The sequence below is a fragment of the Crocosphaera sp. XPORK-15E genome, assembly GCF_034931425.1.
GTDB lineage: Bacteria > Cyanobacteriota > Cyanobacteriia > Cyanobacteriales > Microcystaceae > UHCC-0190.
The window spans coordinates 1-18,382 of record NZ_JAYGHQ010000013.1 but is presented as its reverse complement, the minus strand read 5'-3'; the positions used below and the strand labels follow the sequence as shown (position 1 = coordinate 18,382).

Below are 18,382 nucleotides of genomic sequence, written 5' to 3'. Positions count from 1 at the left end.
CATTTTTCTTAACTCTATCGTTAAAATTATCCTCATTATAAAGCAAGGTAAGTATTTTTGCGGAAAGATTCCAGAAAAAAATCAGAATTGAGGGGGAGGTGTGATAAATGGCGATCGCCCTTGTTGAGTCTCGTTCAATAATTTTTCTAGGGAGTCCCAATCTTCTGTGTTAATTTGTTCAATAACTTGGTCTAATTGTTGACGATAGGTTATCAGCGATCGCAATAAAGCCCTTTGATTATATTGAGCCATCATTACTCCTAATTCGGGGTTTCCTCCCCCAACGCGACTGGTATCTTTAAAACCCGAACTAGCTAATTGTTGTGCTAATTTGAGGACAATGGGATCACTTTCTCTGACACAACTAGCAATTAAACTAGCACTAACCATCACGGGTAAATGGGAAATCCAAGCAACAGCTTGATCGTGATTTTCCGGGGAACAATGATAAACAATGGAACCCAGAGATTGAGCCAGTTTTTCTAAAATTTTAACTCCATCTTTTGGCGTATTTTCTGTGGGAGTAATAACATAAGGAGCATTTTTAAATAAGTTACTTTGCGCCGCTTCTATGCCTTGTTCTGCTGTTCCGGCCATGGGATGTCCTCCCACAAAATTCTCCCAGAAGGCTGAGCATTCCAGGACAATGGGCGTTTTTACTGACCCTACATCTGTAATAATTGTTTCTTTCTTTAAATAGGGTTTTAACTGTTTTAATGTGGGAAAAATCAACCCAATAGGCGTACAAATAAAGATAATATCAGTGGAAGTAAGGGAACTTATCTGAGTATCAGCTTGATCAACGACACCTTTTTCTATTGCCCGTTGACAGGTGCTTTTTTGACGAGAAACCCCAAGAATTTCATGGCCAAGATGGCGCAAATCTAGACCTAGGGAACCGCCAATTAATCCTAATCCAATAATACCAATTTTCATTAATAATTTGATCTACCGTGATAATCTTGACAATTAATTGCTTGTTCTGTATTCGCTTGATGAGGGTTAACAGGACATTTTAGACGATAATCATTCGTAAAATATTGACAGGTACTACAGGGTATTTGGTGCATTACTTTAGCTCGATCTGTTGTGTCTTTGATAGTACGCCATAAGGTTAATACTAACATAATCACAAATGTCCAAGCAGTAATAAAGCAGAGGGGAATAAGAATCTTCTGTAGTATTGCTATTGAGACATAGAGAAGGTGTAACACTGATTTTAAGTAGGTTATAACTGTTCGGGTTATGGCTATAGACAGCCTACCTGATCCGTTTAAATAGGACTGTCATCTAGTTCCATTTTACTAGAGAATTACTTATTTAATCAGATTTTTTGTTACTCTTAATCTTAAGAAAATATGTAGGGGCAATTCATTAATTGCCCCTACTGTATATTGAATAAACTAGCAAATCACTCTGATTCTTCAGAGCTTTTAGGAAGAGGAAAAAATTGACCATTCATGTTATTTTCTCTAGAGTAACCCGACGATGAGAATAAATTATTAGATGAAAAATCGTCGGGAGCAATTTTCCTAAAAACCTGCTGCATAACCGTAGTTAAATTATGCCAAGAAAGGGTTTGATGTGTAGGGAGTAAATAATGCTCTTGCAGAAATTTTTGTAATTTAATTAGCGCAAGATTAGCCACTTGATATTCAGCTGATGTTTCTGAAATTAATGGCATAGATTTCCTTAAAGGATCGCATTCAATGGCTGCTAAAGCACGACGAACGGCTAAATTAATCTGTGCTTGATATTTGTATTTTCCTATGCGTTTTTGCTGCTCTTTTCCCATTACACTAGAAGCATAAAGAGGCGGTAGGCGATTAAGAGCATAGGTTGAAACTTCGATTTTGTTGAGATAGGACTTGAGGGTTTGAGGATAATATTTGAGTTGCTTATCCAGTTCTTCTTGTACTAATAATTCCATAATATTGATATGAACTTGAGCCGCATTTTCTCTAGTATTGTTCATCGGAAAATCCTCCATATTAATCAAAAGCAAATCAAACACTAACTATAAAAAAAACCTCTTTAAACCCCAGAATAATTACCCCTAATTTATTTTTTACTAGATCAGCGCAAAAATACGGATATCAGCCAAAGTTTTAGAGAGAGAATTTCCTTGATTATACGCAAAAAAACCATATTTGTCGAATGATTTTGAAAAAAGTTTACTTCACAAAAACTTTAACTAAATACTTAAATAAATTAACTAAAACTTTAAAAGTAAAGTAAATATTCCCGAATTAGTCAGTAAATTTGGGGAGAATTATTCAGGGCATTTAGTAGAAACCCTTAATTTTTAAATTCTTAGCAATGACAGTATAGGTAGCCAATGATAGGGGTAATTTATGAATTACCCCTACTAATTGCCTTAAAAATCATCAGGAATAACCCATTGAGGGGGCTGAGTGAGTTTTTTCCGTCTAGCTTCTTCCGCTATTTCCAATATTTGATCCAAAGACGTTTCTTGAATAAATTGGGCCGCTTCTTCTGCGTGTTCTCGATGAGGGCATTTTTCTCCTAAAATGCAACCATTCACACAATCAATTTGACAGTTAACGGGATTTTCCATAATTTGCTCTAGTCTTTACTTCAAATTTTGTTGACTCAAACAGTCATCATGTTAACTCAAGAAAGCCGCAACAGTATTCAGCCATTGATCATTGCTCTTACAACTTAAGATCTGGCCTCAGCATCAATAAACTGAACAGTGAAAATGAGAAAGATCAATATTTTTGGTAAGATCATAGTCAAAACAGGCGACAATAAGTATGTCCCCAAGCCACTTATCTCCTATGAAGGATACGTCTTTTCCTCCCTCCTCATGGTTCAGTATTAACTGGAGAGAAGTTGGCCGTGTCATGCTTAAATATTCATTGCCCATCAATCCAATGAATACCCAACCCGATGAGACGGGAAGCGATGGGGAACAAGCACCAATCTCCTTAACCCTGCGATTTCAAGCTGATTCTATCCATCATCCTCCCCATCAACCCCTAGGGACAAGCTTATCCCCCGATTTAAGCACAGATCCTCCCAAGGATAGGATCTACCAACAAGAAGAATTTTTTCAAGAAATACTCCTCTCGGATAATCCTCACAACCCTCAGCCAAACATTGCCATTATCGGAGAATCTGGCACAGGGAAAACCCTTTTCTTACAAAAAATTGCCCATCGTCTACTAGAGCAAACGGATAAAATTCCGATTTGGATCTGGCCCCATCAATTTAAAAAAGAGACATTACAGCAATATTTATGGGAAAAATGGCTGATTCAAGGGTCAAATCGTTACCGCACCACAGAACCTATTCCTAAAGAAATTTGGCAAAGAGAATTTGAGCAATTATTAGCCAGTCAAAAAGTTTGGTTATTGTGTGATGGGATCGATTATTGGTTCGGTAAACCTGTTGCTCAGGTTGCGGCCTCTCCTCTGGAATGCTTGATAGATCAATGCCAAGACATAACGGACAATCTCCCAATCATCCTAACCTGTCAAACCCAAACCTGGGGGACTAAACCCCGTCTTTTAGCCAAATTTCAAATCTATCAAACCCAACCCTTAGAAAATCAGCATCAGATTAAACAGTTTATTGAACAATGGTTTCGTCCTAGCTTACTGTTGGAAAAACGACAACCAGTCAAAGAAAATTTAGATCACCAATTATGTCGCATTTTAGAGGAACCGGAAACCCAACACCTTCAACGATGGCTGAAAAATCCGCAACGTTTAGCGTTGTTATGCCGTTATTGGCAGAAAAATCCCAATCAGTTCCCTAAAACCTCTCTGCAACTCTATCAGGGGTTAGTCAATGAATTCTATCAATGGCAAGCAGAAAACATCTCGACAACCCTTCAACAAAAGCAACAGTTAAGTCAATTACTGGCTATCTTAGCTCTCAAAAATCAGTCCCAGAGTGAAATATCTTCGACCATTGACTATGACATGATTTTGGATAGCTTTGGAGAAAACCTCCCTCTGTTTTCCTTAGCTGTTCAATTAAAATGGCTGATTCCCGTGGGAATGGTCACAGAAAATGAGGAAAACAATTATTATACTTTTTGTGATCAGACCTTTCGAGACTATTTTGCTGCCCTCGCCATTGATGACTGGCAGTGTTTTTTAGGCAATCATGACACAACCTATCCCATTTTTAGCAACCAATGGCAGAATAGTTTTTGCTTTTGGTTAGGACGAGAGGATATTGCTACAGACGACAAAGAAGCCTTGATCAAAGCTTTGATGACGATTGATGATCAATGTGGCCCAGCCAATTTCTATGGACTCAGGGGCTATTTAATCGCAACCACGGGATTAGGGGAAATTCCTAATTGTTCCCACGGGACGGAAATGGTGGAACAACTTATTGATTGGGGATTTGAGGCTAGATCTGTGCCATCTTCCTCTCCTGCTCTTGCTTTAAGTTTACGAGCATTGGCAGCCAGAGAGAGTCTTGATACCCTTTATCGTCCCTTGGCCATCGCGGCCCTCATCGCTCTAATTGATAATTCTACAGATGAAGGGGAACAAAAAGAGGGGCTACAATTTTTAGGGCGACTGGCAAAAGGCAATGCTGTGGCGATCGCCGCTTTAACTCAATTTCTCAAAACCCCGACTAATTCATCTCTTAGCTGGCAAATCGCTGAAACCCTCGGAACCATTGATCCTGGCAATCCACAAGCGATCGCCATTTTTGTTGAGTTGCTAGAAACTGCCACAACGGATGAAACTCGTCAAATGGCTTTTTTAGGGTTAGAAAAAATTGGGCAAGGCAATCTTCAAGGGATCAAAGCCCTCATTCATTTACTCCACAGTCAATCTTCTTCTTCCCTCAGACGACGGACATTTCAAGCCCTAGAAATCATTGGCCAGGGCAATGCTACAGCTATTGCTATTCTGGTGCAACTGATTCGGACAACGAAAGAAATTGGCATTCGACGGCAAGCGGCCGAAAGTTTGGAAAAAATTGATCCAGGCAATCCCACCGCCATTGCTGTTTTGGTACAATTACTGGAAACAGCTACTAACCCAAGCATTCGTCAAGAGGCGGTTTATAGTTTAGGAGAAGTTTGTCCGGGTAATATTCAGGCCATTATGGCCTTGGTCACTCTTTTACGACAAAATAATGATGTTTATCTTGGTTGGATTGCCATTAGTAGTTTAGGCAAAATTGGCGAAGGAAATGAACAGGCGATCACTATTTTAGAAGAACTAATGCACTCTGGGGAATCCTTACTACTTCGCAAAGAAGCCTTAGATAGTTTAGGAAAAATTGCCCCAAAAAATCCCGCCATTATGCAAGTTTCTCTTGAATTAATGAAACAGGTGGAAGATGAGGCCACCTATCGAGAAATTGCGGAAAGTTTAGGCAAACTTGACCCAGTAAATCCATCGGTTATCAATGGGTTGACCCAAATTTTACAAACCTCACGGGATGAATTTACCCTCCGTCAAGCTGCTGCAAGTCTCGGCAAAATTAATCAGGGAAATTTAGAAGCCTTGACGGTATTAGTCAATCTGATTCAGTCTACAGATGATCCTGATATTCGAGGTTTAGCTGCTGAAAGTTTGGGAGATATTGGCGAAGGAAATCCGGTGGCAATGGCGACTTTAATTCGATTATTAGAAACCAGTAATAATCTTGAAAACCGCCGCTGTGCTGCTAGAAGTTTGGGGAAAATTGCCCTAGGAAATAAAGAAGCGATCGCTGTTTTTGTGAAACTTCTCCAAACCTTAAACAATCAAAATTTAGCAATCCAAATTGCTGAGAGTTTAATCGATATTTTGCCCTTGAAACAGATGCCTCAGATCGTGATTCAATTACGGGATTCTTTACTAAAAGAACCATTACTCGAATACTCTGCTTGTTATAAAATAATGTGGCATTGCGCCCAATATTTATCTTATCGAGAATTTTATCAAGCTTGGCATCAACGGGCTTTACCTACTCCTTTACTGTCGTCTAAACCTCTTATTCAACCTTCTGTCAATTCAGCTTTAACACTCCTTGAACAATTGAGACAAGAGATACAAAAAAGCTCTCAATTCCCTTCAATTAAGTTAGTGTGGATTGAAAGTAGTCGCTTTATTGAGCCAGAAAATCCCGTGATCGATATTTACGATCAAATGTTAGAACAACAATGTCAACCCTTTGAACATGGGTTGCCGGAAACTCTGTCCAAATTGCGTCTTTACTGGCATCTTTTACAGAGAAACTCCCCACAAACACAATTAATTTTACTGTTTTATGATGATGCTCACAATCTCCATTTATCAACTAACCTCTTAGAAATATTGGGCAAGTTTAATGGAGTTATTGGTGCGATCACTCAGCAAGAATCATCAGCTATCCCGATTTTTTCCCCTGATGATCCTCAGTTAATCCCCACCTTATTAGAATGGATGACTAAACAAGTTCATCCTCCCCTATAAAATTCCCACAAAATGTAAGGGGCCATGACCACTAATTAACTCAATTAATAAACCCAGAAATCCCACCATTGCTAACCGTCCATTCCAGACTTCAGCCGCAGTTGTCATGCCCCAGGCCCAACGTTCTTGGGGATACATTTTCATGTTTTTCTTGGGATGAGTGACAGAATCAAAGGTTATTGGCGATTCTGCCAAAGAATGCACCACTAATTGAGCAAGAGAGTCAATAAAAAGAGGATGAGTATTTAAGGCAGGAACCCGTTGAAAATTAGTAATTCCTGCTTCTTCGGCAAGTTCGCGGTACTCCATATCAATTTCTTGTAAGGTTTCAATATGTTCCGAAACAAAACTAATGGGAACTACCAATAAATCTTTGATTCCTTGTTCCCCTAATTCTTGTAAAGCGTCTTCTGTATAGGGTTTTAACCATTCCACCGGGCCAACCCGACTTTGATAAGCGAGAGTATGAGGGTTGGGACGGTTCAGGGTTTTCATGATCAAGCGCGTACAAGCTTCAATTTCTGCTTGATAAGGATCACCCGCTTCTTCTACATAGCTTTGAGGCACCCCATGGGCGCTGAAAAAGATATGAACTTGGTCAGGGTTAGGAATTTTAGCCAATTCCTGGGCAATTAAATCCGCCATGGCCGCCAAATAGCCTGGATGATCATACCAAGAAGGAATTAAAGTATATTCAATTTGTCTCAGGGCTGAATCTTCTTGCCACATTTCTTCCAAGACACGGAAACTAGAGCCGCTGGTACTGATGGAAAATTGAGGATAAAGGGGGAGAATAACTAATTTTTGCAGGCGATCGCGTTTAATGCGAGCGATGGCTTCTTCCGTAAAAGGATACCAATAACGCATTCCGATGTAGATATCTGCCTCTTGGCCAATTTCTGCCAGCCGTTGTTCTAGAGCTTCCCCTTGGGCCTCCGTAATCTTTCTTAAGGGAGAGCCTCCCCCAATTTGGCGATAATTTTCTTGGGATTTGCCACTTCTGAGGGTGGAAATGAGCCAAGCTAAGGGCTTTTGTAGCCAAGGAAAGGGCAAACGAATGATTTCTGGATCAGAAAACAGATTAAATAGAAAGGGGCGAACATCATCTAACTGTTCTGGGCCCCCTAAATTGAGCAATAAGACCCCAACGCGACCCATAATTTTAATAGATAGTTAACATTTTTCGATTCTTTACCAAGTTTAACTGATTGACGACACCCACGCACGTCGCTTTACTTGATGGGAGGATCTAAAAAATAGGGTAAGCATCCGCCCACCCTAAGCAATTGACTTAAACTAACTCTATAAGTAGCAATTAAGATTAGAATCTTAGGGATTTTAAGCATCAAGCTTTTCCTTGAATGGCATCAAATTTTCAGGTCGATAGTTAGAATCATCTTTCCACCGTTTCTTGACGCTTTCATGTAAATCATCAAAACCCGTCACTTTACGGATATTTGGGCCTCCAATATTAAAGGGAAATTCTGGCTTATTGTCAAAAGATGCCTTATATTTGGGCTTAATCCCATTTTCAACATGAGTTTCATCCAGAACTAATCCCAGTTTTTCAACTTGTTCCATCATCCAAAGTAAAGCACCATCGGATAAACCCCGTTCTTGTTCAGAACCTCCGCCAACACACCCATGAGCGCCTGGGAACCAAACTTGAGTTACCTGACCAGGTATGCTAGATTCCATGTGGGTTACATCAAACACTTTGCGGATTTCATCGATCGCAACTGCATGAATAGCTTTCTTGATTGTGGGATTTACTTTGTCATCAAAAAAGCGATATCGTTCATTAAACTTTTCATCCAATTTAAGACCATGAATAAGGTCAGGAATCCCTAATGAAGCTACTGTATCCCAACAACACAAAGCTTTAATCGGAACTCGTTGCCCATATTGACTACGAAAGTCAACCGCATTTTTTCCGTCAGGTGAATTATCAGGATTTTGTTTTTCTCGGTAAAGTTCGTAAGCTTTTGGGATTTTTCGGAGGAACTCTCTGTGAGGTAAACCTGAGTTATAGATTAATCCTGCTAAACAACGAACTGTGTAAGCACCACGACTGAAACCAAATAAGTAAATTTCATCTTCTGGTTCATAGTTCATGCACAGAAAACGATAAGCATCTTGAATTTTGTGGTCAATTCCTAACCCCAATCCTCCTCCTCCAAGTTTTGTTAAGATATCAATAATAGAATCCCCTGATTCTATTTGCTTAGTACCTAACCCCTCATCATAATAGATAATTTGATGGATATGATGATTATTATTACTATCGAGTAGCTTAATGGCTTGAGCCATTTTGACAACATTGGTGGGATAACTTTGCCCTAAATCCTGCCAAGTGCCATCACAACAAACAATAAGACGGCGTTTCATATCTACTAACTCCCTTCGCTTTTCAAAGTTTGCGATAGTGAAGCTCTGCTAAAAACAGATCTTGATTTACTGGGAGAATCTTTATACATCTCCAATTCCATTATCTCTTACTCGGACTATTCAGCGTTGATAAAATAGGATATTTTTTATTTCTTAACAAATGTATGCTTTTTTTGGGAACAATTCATGCAAGAAATGTACTTCAAAAAAATAGGGTGAGCATCCGCCCACCCTAAGCACTTGACTTAAACTTATCTAAAATTAAGGAGCTAAAGCATGACCCCGTAATAAACTACCGATAGTTTTAGCGGTAATTTTCATCTGTACTAAGGGGTTAGCAGGGACAACGGTTTTATATAAATAACTATCAAAAGTCATCCGTTGTACATCCTTATCAGAACACATTTCTACAAAAGCCTCCCGCGAAGCATCAGACCGATAAAAGACCCGTTGTAGAATATCTAAAACCAGGTAAGTCATACCATATTGCTTATCCCAACGTTTGAGATACAGTTTTAACTCATCTTCTGTGGGAATACGTTGACCCGCATTCGTCACTTCTACGATGGTTTCTGCACACATACGGGCTGACTTAGCGGCAAAATAGATCCCTTCCCCAGAAGACTTAGTAACAGTCCCTGCTGCGTCTCCAACCAACGCTACACGACCTACTACACGACGGGGCCGGGGATGTTCAGGAATGGGATGAGCTTCTACTTTAATAATTTCTCCCCCTTCCAGTCTACGGGCAGCACGGGCGCGAATTCCGGCTTGTAGGTCTTTAATCATGGATTTATTGACCTTCATGGTTCCCGTACCTACGGCCACGTGGTCATATTTGGGGAATACCCAAGCGTAGAAGTCGGGGGAAACATCTTTACCCACATACATCTCGGCTAGGTCTTCATAGTAAGCCATTTTGTCTTGGGGTAAACGGATACGCTCTTGGAAGGCGATCGCATAATTATAATCCCCCGCATCAATGGCCTTAGCAACGCGAGAGTTGGCCCCATCTGCGCCAATAACTACATCAACCTTGAGGGTTTTCATTTCCCCTTGGGCGTTTCCGTTGCCATGATCGGCATAATGGAGAGTGTAGGGATCGGTGTTAGTTTTGGGAAGATCTAATTGATAAACCGTTCCGTTAATTAGGTTAGCACCTGTTTTAGCGGCGCGATCGCGTAGAAAGCCATCGAGAACTTCTCGACGACACATCCCGATATATTCATCTTCTCGATCAAGATTAATATCAACTTCAATGTTGGATGGAGAGATCATTTTCATCTTTCTCACCCGTCGATCAATGATTTCTGGCGGTAGATCGAATTCGCTGACCATACAGAGGGGAATGGCACCACCGCAGGGTTTGGCGTTATCTAGTTTACGCTCAAATAAGTATGTTTCAATGCCAGCTTTTGCTAATGTTTCGGCGGCGGAAGATCCGGCCGGCCCTGAACCGACAACAGCAACCCGTAAAACCAAGGCTATTCTCCTATTTCCAGAAGGGATTACGGATTGCATCGTATCATGGACTTTGACCTTAAAGACGGCGATCTGTCAAAATCTCTCAAAGTTGAAATAGAGCTTAACAATTTTGTTACATTGCTTAACAATCTGGGTTACAGATAGGCTTAGATCAATTCATAAGATTAATTGCTTATAATTTTATAATGTATAACTAGGTAGTTCAAGACATAAGAATGGATATACAATTAAAAAAATGGGGTAATAGTATCGGATTTCGTATTCCTCAAAAAATTGCTGAAAGTTTTGGCATTGATGAAAACTCAATTGTAGAATTGACAGAATCAAAAGATGCTCTTGTCATTACTAAGAAGCAAAATGTTTCGACCCTAGATCAATTATTATCTAGTATTCCCCATGACTTTCAATACCCAGATGATGTGATAGATTTTGTGGAAAGTGAAGCCCTTGGTCAAGAAATGATTTAAGGGAGGGTCATGAATATTCAACAAGAATTCGTTGATCATATTGTTGATACTTTTAAAGTAATTATCAGTTAGAAATTTTTCGGAGATCTAAATCTTCACAAATTTATTTTGCACAACTGTTAGATTCTCTAAGAATTCTGGGCATACTATTGTTAGAGCATTAACCTTTAACAATTAAGTATTTACACTCAGGAGTCAAATCAATGGTCGCAACAATGCCTGATCTCAAGTCTCGCTGGAAAGAATTGCCAGAAAATGCGCCAGAAGCTATCGTCTGTGCTAATTTTATACCTTTTTTTCTCAAAGCTTTAGGATTTAATCATCCTGAAGAAATATTCCCTCAATTTCCCACAGGAAGGAAAAATGCGGGTAATGTAACAGTTGATTTTGCTGCACGAAAAAACCAAACATCAGATAGATTTAGTCATAATCCGATTAACCCTTATCTTATTGGCTCTCCCGTATGTGTGGTGATAAGTAAAGCTTATGATTCGTAGGGTGGGTTAGACGCGGCTATGATTTTGATGAAAAACTAATAAGTTTTAATCCGCGTCGTAACCCACCATCTTAAGTATTGTAACTTATTATACATTTTGCACCAAGATATCGGGAGAGCCGAGAAACAATTGCTAAAATCAATCTTTCTACTGCATCTAGAGATGAAATTAAATCAGCACTTCGTTATCTAATTGAAGAAGGAGACAAACCCTTAAAAGGGTTAAATTTAGCGGTTGCAACGAATAAAATTGATGAATCTGATCGTAAATTTTGGAAGAATTTTGAGCCAGTAATTAAGCTTAAATGTGGCATTACTAAAGGCAGAAAATTAGATTCACTTAAACAAGTATTCTATTTAACTCCTGAATCTGAATCTAAACCTAAACCTGAACCAGACTTGAATAAATTGACAGTAAAAGAGTTAAGAGATTTGGCGAAACAAAAAGGACTAACTGGATATAGTAGCCTGAAAAAAGCCGCATTAATTACTGAGTTAAAGAAAATTTATGATTAAATAGTGTTATAATGAGAGAGATAATTTTAAAATGGCTGTCAACCCTTACCTAAAGTATTGGAAGAACCCTGAAAAGTTGTTAATAATAAGCCAAATCCCATGACCAATAAAAAGATAAATTTAACTATAATCGGTGCAGGATTATGGGGACAAGTATTAGCGACATTAGCCAAACATAACAGGCAGAATAATGTCCGAATCTGGTCACGAAAAAGTACAGAATCTTTAGCAGATCTTGTTAAGGAAGCCTCGGTAATTGTTTCTGCTGTTTCGATGAAAGGAGTAAGACCAACTATTGAAAAACTTCAAACCTTAAAAATTCCCGAAGAAACCATTTTTGTCACTGCCACAAAAGGGTTAGATGCTGTTACAACCTTAACCCCTTCTCAGATTTGGCAAGAAACCTTTCCTACCAATTCAGTAGTGGTATTATCAGGGCCAAATTTATCAGAAGAAATAAAAAAAGGACTCCCCGCGGCCACCGTCGTTTCTAGTAAGAATATAACCGCCGCAGAAACAGTTCAAGAAATTTTTTCATCGGATATTTTTCGGGTTTATGTCAACAATGATCCCATCGGTACAGAATTAGGGGGAACCCTCAAAAATGTAATGGCGATCGCTTCTGGAGTTTGTGATGGCTTACAGTTAGGAACTAATGCCAAATCTGCCCTATTAACCCGCGCTTTACCCGAAATGATTCGCGTCGGAATGGCATTAGGGGCATCCCCAGAAACCTTTTTTGGACTATCAGGATTGGGGGATTTAATAGCTACCTGTGACAGTCCTTTATCCCGTAATTATCGCGTCGGTTATGGACTTTCTCAAGGGAAAACTTTAGAGGAAATTCTCACAGAGTTAAAAAGTACCGCCGAAGGAGTTAATACCACCAATGTGTTAATAGAATTAGCTAAAAATTACAAAATCGCCATTCCTATCTCCCATCAAGTTTATCGACTCTTAAATAGGAAAATTACCCCAAAAGAAGCTGTTAAAGAATTGATGGCCAGACATCTTAAAGCAGAGTTTGATGACTTAGATTTTATGTAACTTAAGACAATATCAAATTAGAGCGAGTGCTTTGATCTTTGCGATCTTATCGGCACTCAATCCCTCTAACTCCCCAAGCTTCAACCAGTCTTCTTTGAGCAATTGAGCAAAGACAAAAATTAACATCGAACTACGAAAATCATATTTCCCATCTAAGTCATGCCTTCTTGCACTGAGAAAATCGTGCAGTTTCCATAGTTCATCTGGATTGGTTGCTCCTTGGGCCTGTCGTTTAACCTCTGCCATCATTGAAGCCACTTCACGACAATAAGCTGTATCAAAAGCAGTCTTGGCAATTTTTTCTTCTGTAGGGGACCATTGAGTTTCAGAAAGGGGCATTGTCAGCATTAATAGTTTTTTGAATTTACACAGTCTAAGGACATTATTTTCCCTGATCTAGCCGTCAAAGTATAGGCTACTAGATCCTCAAAAGTTGTGATCTAGTGCTTATTGTCTATTGCCTATGGTATTGTGCTATATCAATGCTAATTATAATAGTTTTTGGTGGCTTTGGGAAATGAAAATTGCTTGAGGCAGTTGAAACCAAGGAATTTGGGGAAAAGCGTGGTGTTCTTCATGATATGACCCAAAGTGATAACAAGTTAGTAATGACCAGCAATTCCCTAAAAAATGAGTGGGGTGCGTCCTGTTTGGCCAAGATGTTGCTTTGCCATGAGGCAAATATGTCCCAAAAAAGAAAAGCTGAAGTGAACTCAAGACAAGGGGAATTAGGAAGAATAGCAATAAATTTAAGTAAGCAACATCAAATAAAGTATGAAAAAAGAGAGATAATAGAGCGATAACCCCTAAAAATTTGATAAATTGGGCAACAGAAAAGTAATTACACAGGAATTTATAATACCAAAGAATCGGATGACAATGGACTCCATCGTGGAAGTCAGGATCTCCAATATGTGCAGGGTTTAAATGATGATTTTTATGATTGTTTTGGCAATTTTCATAGGACAAGTAAGCATATAAAAGCACGGTTATTTGACCTATTTTTTGATTGAGGAGGAGATTGTGAGGAACGAGATTACCATGAATCGCATCATGGGCCAAGATAAATAACCCCGTATGTAGAAAAGAGCGACATCCTACTAATATTGCGATCGCAATCCAACTCATCTGGCTCAGAGGAAAAGCCATGAGGAAAAGACCACTGCTCAGCCACAATAAAAGAATGGCGATCGCCAGCCATAAACCCAAATATGATTTGTTTTTCTGTAATACCATGATTTCCGTTGTAGGAGGATCGAGCTATAGTATGCGAAAAAAGCGTCCGATCTGAGGACGCTCTCATTTTAGTCAGCAGAAAAATTTGGAGATATCTCAGTCCAAATCACCAACAACTCTCTATTTACGAACCAAGTTTAAAAGTTCCTTAGCAGATGCCAATAAATCAACCGCCACAAAAAATATCTTGCCATCAGGATTTAAAAGAAAACGCCAAGCAATATTCATGCCGACATTCGCACCAAACCAAGGGGTTTGACAAGTCCCTGTAATTTTAATTTGTAGGAAACCATCATTAGCAGGTTCACTCACACCCCGTTCAGGTACAAGTTTAAGATTTTGACATTCTTCTCGGAAGAAACGCAGTATAGCTTCTTTTCCAACAAGGGGGCGTTGGAAAGGAGGTTGAAGCGCACCATCTTCTGCAAACAATTTAATCAGAGCCTCAAAATCATTGGCATTGAGGTTGGTCATGTATTGAATAATTGTGGGATTATCAATCCCTTCGATGGTCACCTTTTCGCGCTCAGAGATTTCCTTGGGGACAACGACAGTTTCAGACACACGCTGATAGCCCTTAATCTTGTTCGGATCATAGCCCATGTCTACCACTGAATTTCTCAAAACAGTGATTTGCTGTCCGGGTTCAAGACTGCAAATGGTTGCGAGAATTGCCGAAGCATTCGCAGAAAGTTGATAACCCGAAGGAATGGGAGCAACAAATCCTTCGGCCATCCATTGACCTAGACGATACCAAAAGCCCAGTTTAATGTTGGCTGTCCAACTTGCATAGGTACGATTGATGGGGGTATCGATCCGATTGGCTAGATCGCACATGGCTTGGGATTGTTCCTTGAAGGACATTTCCTTAATCTGTGCCAAAGTCAATTCAGCAAACTGCATATTAGCCGCACCAGGAGCGGCAATCGTAATGGTTTTTCCCATTTCTAAGTAGGCAAACCAAATCAACGCCAGTTGATCTTCTGCACTAAGCTGGTTAAAACGGGCTGTTGTGGCGGGAACAGCATCTGCGGCCAGGGTATTTGAAAAGATATTACGTGCTGTATCAACGGTGTAAGGCATAAATTACTCCATTAGATGCTGAACTTGACAGAAGAAAAATTTTTTTCTTCGTCCAAAGTTTGTGATTAGGTCAAGTCTAACATGGTGAGTGATCGCTTATTAGGAGTATTTAGATTCAAAGTTCTTCTTGTAACATTTGCTGATAAATTTTAGGTAAATGGGAACTCATAGAATTGGTTTCAATACCATAGCCTAAACTTGTCCAAGTTCCTGATAGTAATCGTAACACATCTTCAATTTTGCCCCCTTGTAATAATTGGGAAATATTCACCCCCCAAGCATTAGGATCACTTAACCAACGATAAACAACCTTATCTTGATATTCGGGTTCAAAACTGTAGGATTTCCACCAAAATAGTCCTGAATGGTTGGGGTGATATCGTTTAGCTTTACTGGCCCAGGTAGTGTTTAAGAATTGATACCGCCCCGCTGCCGTGCTACAGTTTCCTTGATTGGGCCCTGTTACAATCGTTATACAACGGTCAGGATGTTGGTCTAAATTCGAGACATATTGACCCCCATAGAGAACATGGTAAGGTTTACTGACATTTGCCTCACTAGCAGTAATTGTCCGCATTAATGCCCGAATATAGGGATCGCCCCCTTTCATGACTAAGGGCTGAATTTTATAGGTTGATTGAATCTGAGGAAAAGGAGAAAAGGGCTTGAAATCACGAATTGATGAGTATAATAACCAACCCCCTGTCATTAAAACAACGGCAGTAATAAAGGTTTGATAAACACTGCGAAATGGGTAATCATAGGGATTAGTATTTTTCCGCAAAACTTAACCTCGACAACAGCTTTGATGGGTAATTTTACCTCAAATTATATTGTCTCATTTTTCTTGAAAAAATACAAAAAAATCCCTTAGAGACTTTCTCATAAAAGTCTCTCCATCTGTTTTAATCGGATGATATTTTTAACACCAAATAACCACGAAGGATCAACTCATTGTAAAAATTATCCGTTAATTGACGACAATTTTGCCAAATTTGGCGACGAGACTCTTCATTATTCAACTTTTCACCATCCCAATAATTAGGGTTATTATAGGTGTGTCGATAGCATTTAAGATCAAAGTTATTCATATACTTTTCCTCCCAACTAGAAACTGTAGGGGTTGTGAAAGCAATATCCTAATCAAGATTCTCCCTACTTATATTATTACCATAAATCGTCTCAGATAAATCAAAATCATCAAAAAACACAACAATATGTAACAAAAAAATGGCGGTTAAGAAATCCAAAGTTAATAATTTGTAGGGGCGGGTTTTTTGTACAAGTTATGATACTCACAAATAAGTTAGATCAACCCGCCCTGCTTTCTCTTATAAAACCCTAAAAATAAAAGGATAGCGAAAGGGTTTATTTGGTTCACTTAATACCTGAATAATAGCAAGAATAGGCATAATTAAAGTGAAAATCCCTAATAATCCTAAAAGTAGCCAACCAATAAGAATAAGAGTAAGAATGCCAAAAATAATGCCATAAAGCCAAACATTTAAGTGAAAGTTTAAAACTTCTTTCGCATTACTTTGAATCGTGGGATCATCAGAAATGAATAAAATAACAATTGGGATACCAATTGAAACAACAGTCGCACTAAAAAAGATAGAGCCATGACATAAAGCAGACAGTAATTTGCGTTTTGCTAATTCTTCACTCATAGAAAGTTTTCCCTCAAATCAGTATATTTCATGGGCATAAGAGTGCGCTAATTGATAACGCACTCTTAATTTACCATTAGCAAGCCGTAGATGAACAAACTTTACTAATCGCTTTTTCCAGAATTTGGACTGCTTGATTAACCTCTTCCTCAGACACAATTAACGGAGGAACAAAGCGCAACACTTTTGGCCCAGCCGGGGCTAATAATAACCCTTCTTCCATGGCCGCTTTGACAATATCAAGAGAAGTAATTGACATCTCTTCATTGATTTCCATACCATTAATTAATCCCCAACCTCGTACATCCGTAAATAGGGTAGGATCTTTTTGTGCGATCGCCCGTAATTTGGTGCGTAATTGTTCCCCACGGGCTTGTACATTCTGTAAGAGATGGTCTTTTTCAATGGTGTGTAACACCGTCAAAGCAGAAGCACAAGCAAAGGGGTTGCCGCCAAAGGTACTGGCGTGGGTTCCTGGGGTAAACACATCACAGAATTTTTTAGACATCATCGCCCCGATAGGAATACCCCCGGCTAACCCTTTCGCGCTAGTAAAGATATCGGGTTCAACCCCCAAATTTTCATAACCCCAAAGCTTTCCGGTGCGTCCCACTCCCACTTGCACTTCATCGAAGACTAAGAGAATATTATTCTCATCACAAATCTTTCTCAGACGCAAGAAATAGTCAATATCACCAGGGCGCACTCCCCCTTCTCCTTGTAAGGGTTCTAACATAATCGCCGCTACCCGACGGTTGCCTTCATCAATATCAGCGATCGCGTGTTCAACGGCTTTGATATCATTGTAGGGAACATAGGCAAAACCAGGCATCAAAGGTTCAAAATCCTGTTGATATTTGGGTTGTCCTGTGGCGGTAATGGTGGCTAAGGTACGTCCATGAAAACTCCCTTTAGCCGTTAAAATAACGGGTTGCTCTAAAAAGTCGAGAACAGTGTGAGCATATTTACGAACCAGTTTAATGGCAGCTTCGTTAGCTTCTGCCCCAGAATTACAGAAAAAGACCCGATCCGCGCAAGAATGCTCGACAATCCACTGAGCTAATTCTCCTTGTTGTGGAATATAGTATAAATTGGAGACATGGTGTAGCTGTTGGATTTGTTGGGTTACAGTTTTAATTAAGGCAGGATGGCCATGGCCTAGAGTACAAGTGGCAATACCCGCCACAAAGTCGAGATATTCCTTTCCTTCCGTATCCCAGAGACGACACCCCTCTCCTCGTTCCATGGCGATCGGAAACCGCCCATAGGTGTGCATCACATAGGTATCAAATTCATTGGTATCAAAGGCTTTCGCTGGCGTGTCTATTAAGGTGTTGTGACTCACGGTTAGCTCCTAGCAAAGTCGCGTTACGCTCTATGGGCAATTGTAATCAGAGTTGGGGGTAAAGTTAGGATTTGTTTAGTTTTTCCCCAGATTCCATCTTAGCTAAATTCTCAATAGATCAATCAAATTGTCATCCTGATCGGGCCATAGTAGTATATTTAGCTAAATCGCCGAAAGCCCCGCGCCATAATGTACTCATTTGGCGACGGGAT

Annotated in this window: 19 protein-coding genes; 5 read left to right on the top strand and 14 right to left on the bottom strand. The window is 39.6% G+C overall.

Annotated elements, in window-relative coordinates; all coding sequences use genetic code 11:
- Nucleotides 1-81: 81 nt before the first annotated feature.
- From VB691_RS15315 to VB691_RS15300, 4 genes are all read right to left on the bottom strand, one after another.
- Complete coding sequence (locus tag VB691_RS15315) at nucleotides 82-936, bottom strand: prephenate/arogenate dehydrogenase (RefSeq protein WP_323292378.1); 855 nt, start codon at nucleotides 934-936, stop codon at nucleotides 82-84.
- Complete coding sequence (locus tag VB691_RS15310) at nucleotides 936-1,214, bottom strand: hypothetical protein (protein WP_323292377.1); 279 nt, start codon at nucleotides 1,212-1,214, stop codon at nucleotides 936-938. The genes VB691_RS15315 and VB691_RS15310 overlap by 1 nt, the downstream gene beginning before the upstream one ends.
- Before the next feature lie 197 nt (nucleotides 1,215-1,411).
- Nucleotides 1,412-1,975, bottom strand: a complete 564-nt coding sequence (locus VB691_RS15305; protein ID WP_323292376.1) for a late competence development ComFB family protein — start codon at nucleotides 1,973-1,975, stop codon at nucleotides 1,412-1,414.
- Nucleotides 1,976-2,377: 402 nt separating this feature from the next.
- Nucleotides 2,378-2,578, bottom strand: a complete 201-nt coding sequence (locus VB691_RS15300) for a hypothetical protein (RefSeq protein WP_323292375.1) — start codon at nucleotides 2,576-2,578, stop codon at nucleotides 2,378-2,380.
- Nucleotides 2,579-2,897: 319 nt separating this feature from the next.
- Here VB691_RS15300 and VB691_RS15295 point away from each other — a divergent pair, with 319 nt between their 5' ends.
- Nucleotides 2,898-6,437 (top strand): HEAT repeat domain-containing protein, encoded by a 3,540-nt coding sequence (locus tag VB691_RS15295; RefSeq protein ID WP_323292374.1) that lies wholly within the window; start codon nucleotides 2,898-2,900, stop codon nucleotides 6,435-6,437.
- Here the strand turns inward: VB691_RS15295 and hemH are convergent.
- The 3 genes from hemH to chlP form a co-directional block, all read right to left on the bottom strand.
- Nucleotides 6,432-7,595 carry a ferrochelatase gene (gene hemH, locus VB691_RS15290; protein ID WP_323292373.1) on the bottom strand — a complete coding sequence of 388 codons (1,164 nt, stop codon included), beginning with the start codon at nucleotides 7,593-7,595 and terminating at the stop codon, nucleotides 6,432-6,434. The genes VB691_RS15295 and hemH overlap by 6 nt on opposite strands.
- Nucleotides 7,596-7,775: 180 nt before the next feature.
- Nucleotides 7,776-8,825: a DUF2235 domain-containing protein gene (locus VB691_RS15285; RefSeq protein ID WP_323292372.1), complete on the bottom strand. Its 1,050-nt coding sequence runs from the start codon at nucleotides 8,823-8,825 to the stop codon at nucleotides 7,776-7,778.
- 261 nt (nucleotides 8,826-9,086) lie between these two features.
- Nucleotides 9,087-10,307, bottom strand: coding sequence for a geranylgeranyl reductase (gene chlP / locus VB691_RS15280; protein WP_323292507.1), 1,221 nt, complete (start codon nucleotides 10,305-10,307; stop codon nucleotides 9,087-9,089).
- Between the two features lie 218 nt (nucleotides 10,308-10,525).
- On the opposite strand from chlP, the gene VB691_RS15275 reads away from it, so the two are divergent.
- The 4 genes from VB691_RS15275 (at nucleotide 10,526) to VB691_RS15260 (ending at nucleotide 12,836) form a co-directional block, all read left to right on the top strand.
- Nucleotides 10,526-10,777 (top strand): AbrB/MazE/SpoVT family DNA-binding domain-containing protein, encoded by a 252-nt coding sequence (locus VB691_RS15275; RefSeq protein WP_323292371.1) that lies wholly within the window; start codon nucleotides 10,526-10,528, stop codon nucleotides 10,775-10,777.
- A gap of 203 nt (nucleotides 10,778-10,980) precedes the next feature.
- Nucleotides 10,981-11,274, top strand: coding sequence for a hypothetical protein (locus VB691_RS15270; protein WP_323292370.1), 294 nt, complete (start codon nucleotides 10,981-10,983; stop codon nucleotides 11,272-11,274).
- Between the two features lie 398 nt (nucleotides 11,275-11,672).
- Entirely contained in the window at nucleotides 11,673-11,789 is a 117-nt protein-coding gene (locus tag VB691_RS15265; RefSeq protein WP_323292369.1) for a Rho termination factor N-terminal domain-containing protein, read from the top strand.
- Nucleotides 11,790-11,888: 99 nt separating this feature from the next.
- Nucleotides 11,889-12,836 (top strand): NAD(P)H-dependent glycerol-3-phosphate dehydrogenase, encoded by a 948-nt coding sequence (locus VB691_RS15260; RefSeq protein WP_323292368.1) that lies wholly within the window; start codon nucleotides 11,889-11,891, stop codon nucleotides 12,834-12,836.
- Nucleotides 12,837-12,848: 12 nt separating this feature from the next.
- On the opposite strand, the gene VB691_RS15255 is transcribed toward VB691_RS15260, so the two are convergent.
- The 7 genes from VB691_RS15255 to VB691_RS15225 all read right to left on the bottom strand — a co-directional run bounded on the left by VB691_RS15255 (nucleotide 12,849) and on the right by VB691_RS15225 (nucleotide 18,170).
- Complete coding sequence (locus VB691_RS15255) at nucleotides 12,849-13,184, bottom strand: hypothetical protein (RefSeq protein ID WP_416245162.1); 336 nt, start codon at nucleotides 13,182-13,184, stop codon at nucleotides 12,849-12,851.
- Nucleotides 13,185-13,325: 141 nt separating this feature from the next.
- Nucleotides 13,326-14,072 carry a fatty acid desaturase gene (locus tag VB691_RS15250; protein ID WP_323292367.1) on the bottom strand — a complete coding sequence of 249 codons (747 nt, stop codon included), beginning with the start codon at nucleotides 14,070-14,072 and terminating at the stop codon, nucleotides 13,326-13,328.
- 120 nt (nucleotides 14,073-14,192) lie between these two features.
- The gene (locus tag VB691_RS15245; protein ID WP_323292366.1) at nucleotides 14,193-15,155 is read right to left on the bottom strand and encodes an orange carotenoid-binding protein; all 963 of its coding nucleotides are present in this window, start codon (nucleotides 15,153-15,155) and stop codon (nucleotides 14,193-14,195) included.
- 115 nt (nucleotides 15,156-15,270) lie between these two features.
- Nucleotides 15,271-15,939, bottom strand: a complete 669-nt coding sequence (locus tag VB691_RS15240; RefSeq protein WP_323292365.1) for a glycoside hydrolase family protein — start codon at nucleotides 15,937-15,939, stop codon at nucleotides 15,271-15,273.
- 121 nt (nucleotides 15,940-16,060) lie between these two features.
- Nucleotides 16,061-16,246: a hypothetical protein gene (locus tag VB691_RS15235; protein ID WP_323292364.1), complete on the bottom strand. Its 186-nt coding sequence runs from the start codon at nucleotides 16,244-16,246 to the stop codon at nucleotides 16,061-16,063.
- Nucleotides 16,247-16,486: 240 nt separating this feature from the next.
- Nucleotides 16,487-16,825 carry a DUF4870 domain-containing protein gene (locus VB691_RS15230; protein WP_323292363.1) on the bottom strand — a complete coding sequence of 113 codons (339 nt, stop codon included), beginning with the start codon at nucleotides 16,823-16,825 and terminating at the stop codon, nucleotides 16,487-16,489.
- 76 nt (nucleotides 16,826-16,901) lie between these two features.
- Entirely contained in the window at nucleotides 16,902-18,170 is a 1,269-nt protein-coding gene (locus VB691_RS15225) for an aspartate aminotransferase family protein (protein ID WP_323292362.1), read from the bottom strand.
- Nucleotides 18,171-18,382: the final 212 nt, after the last annotated feature.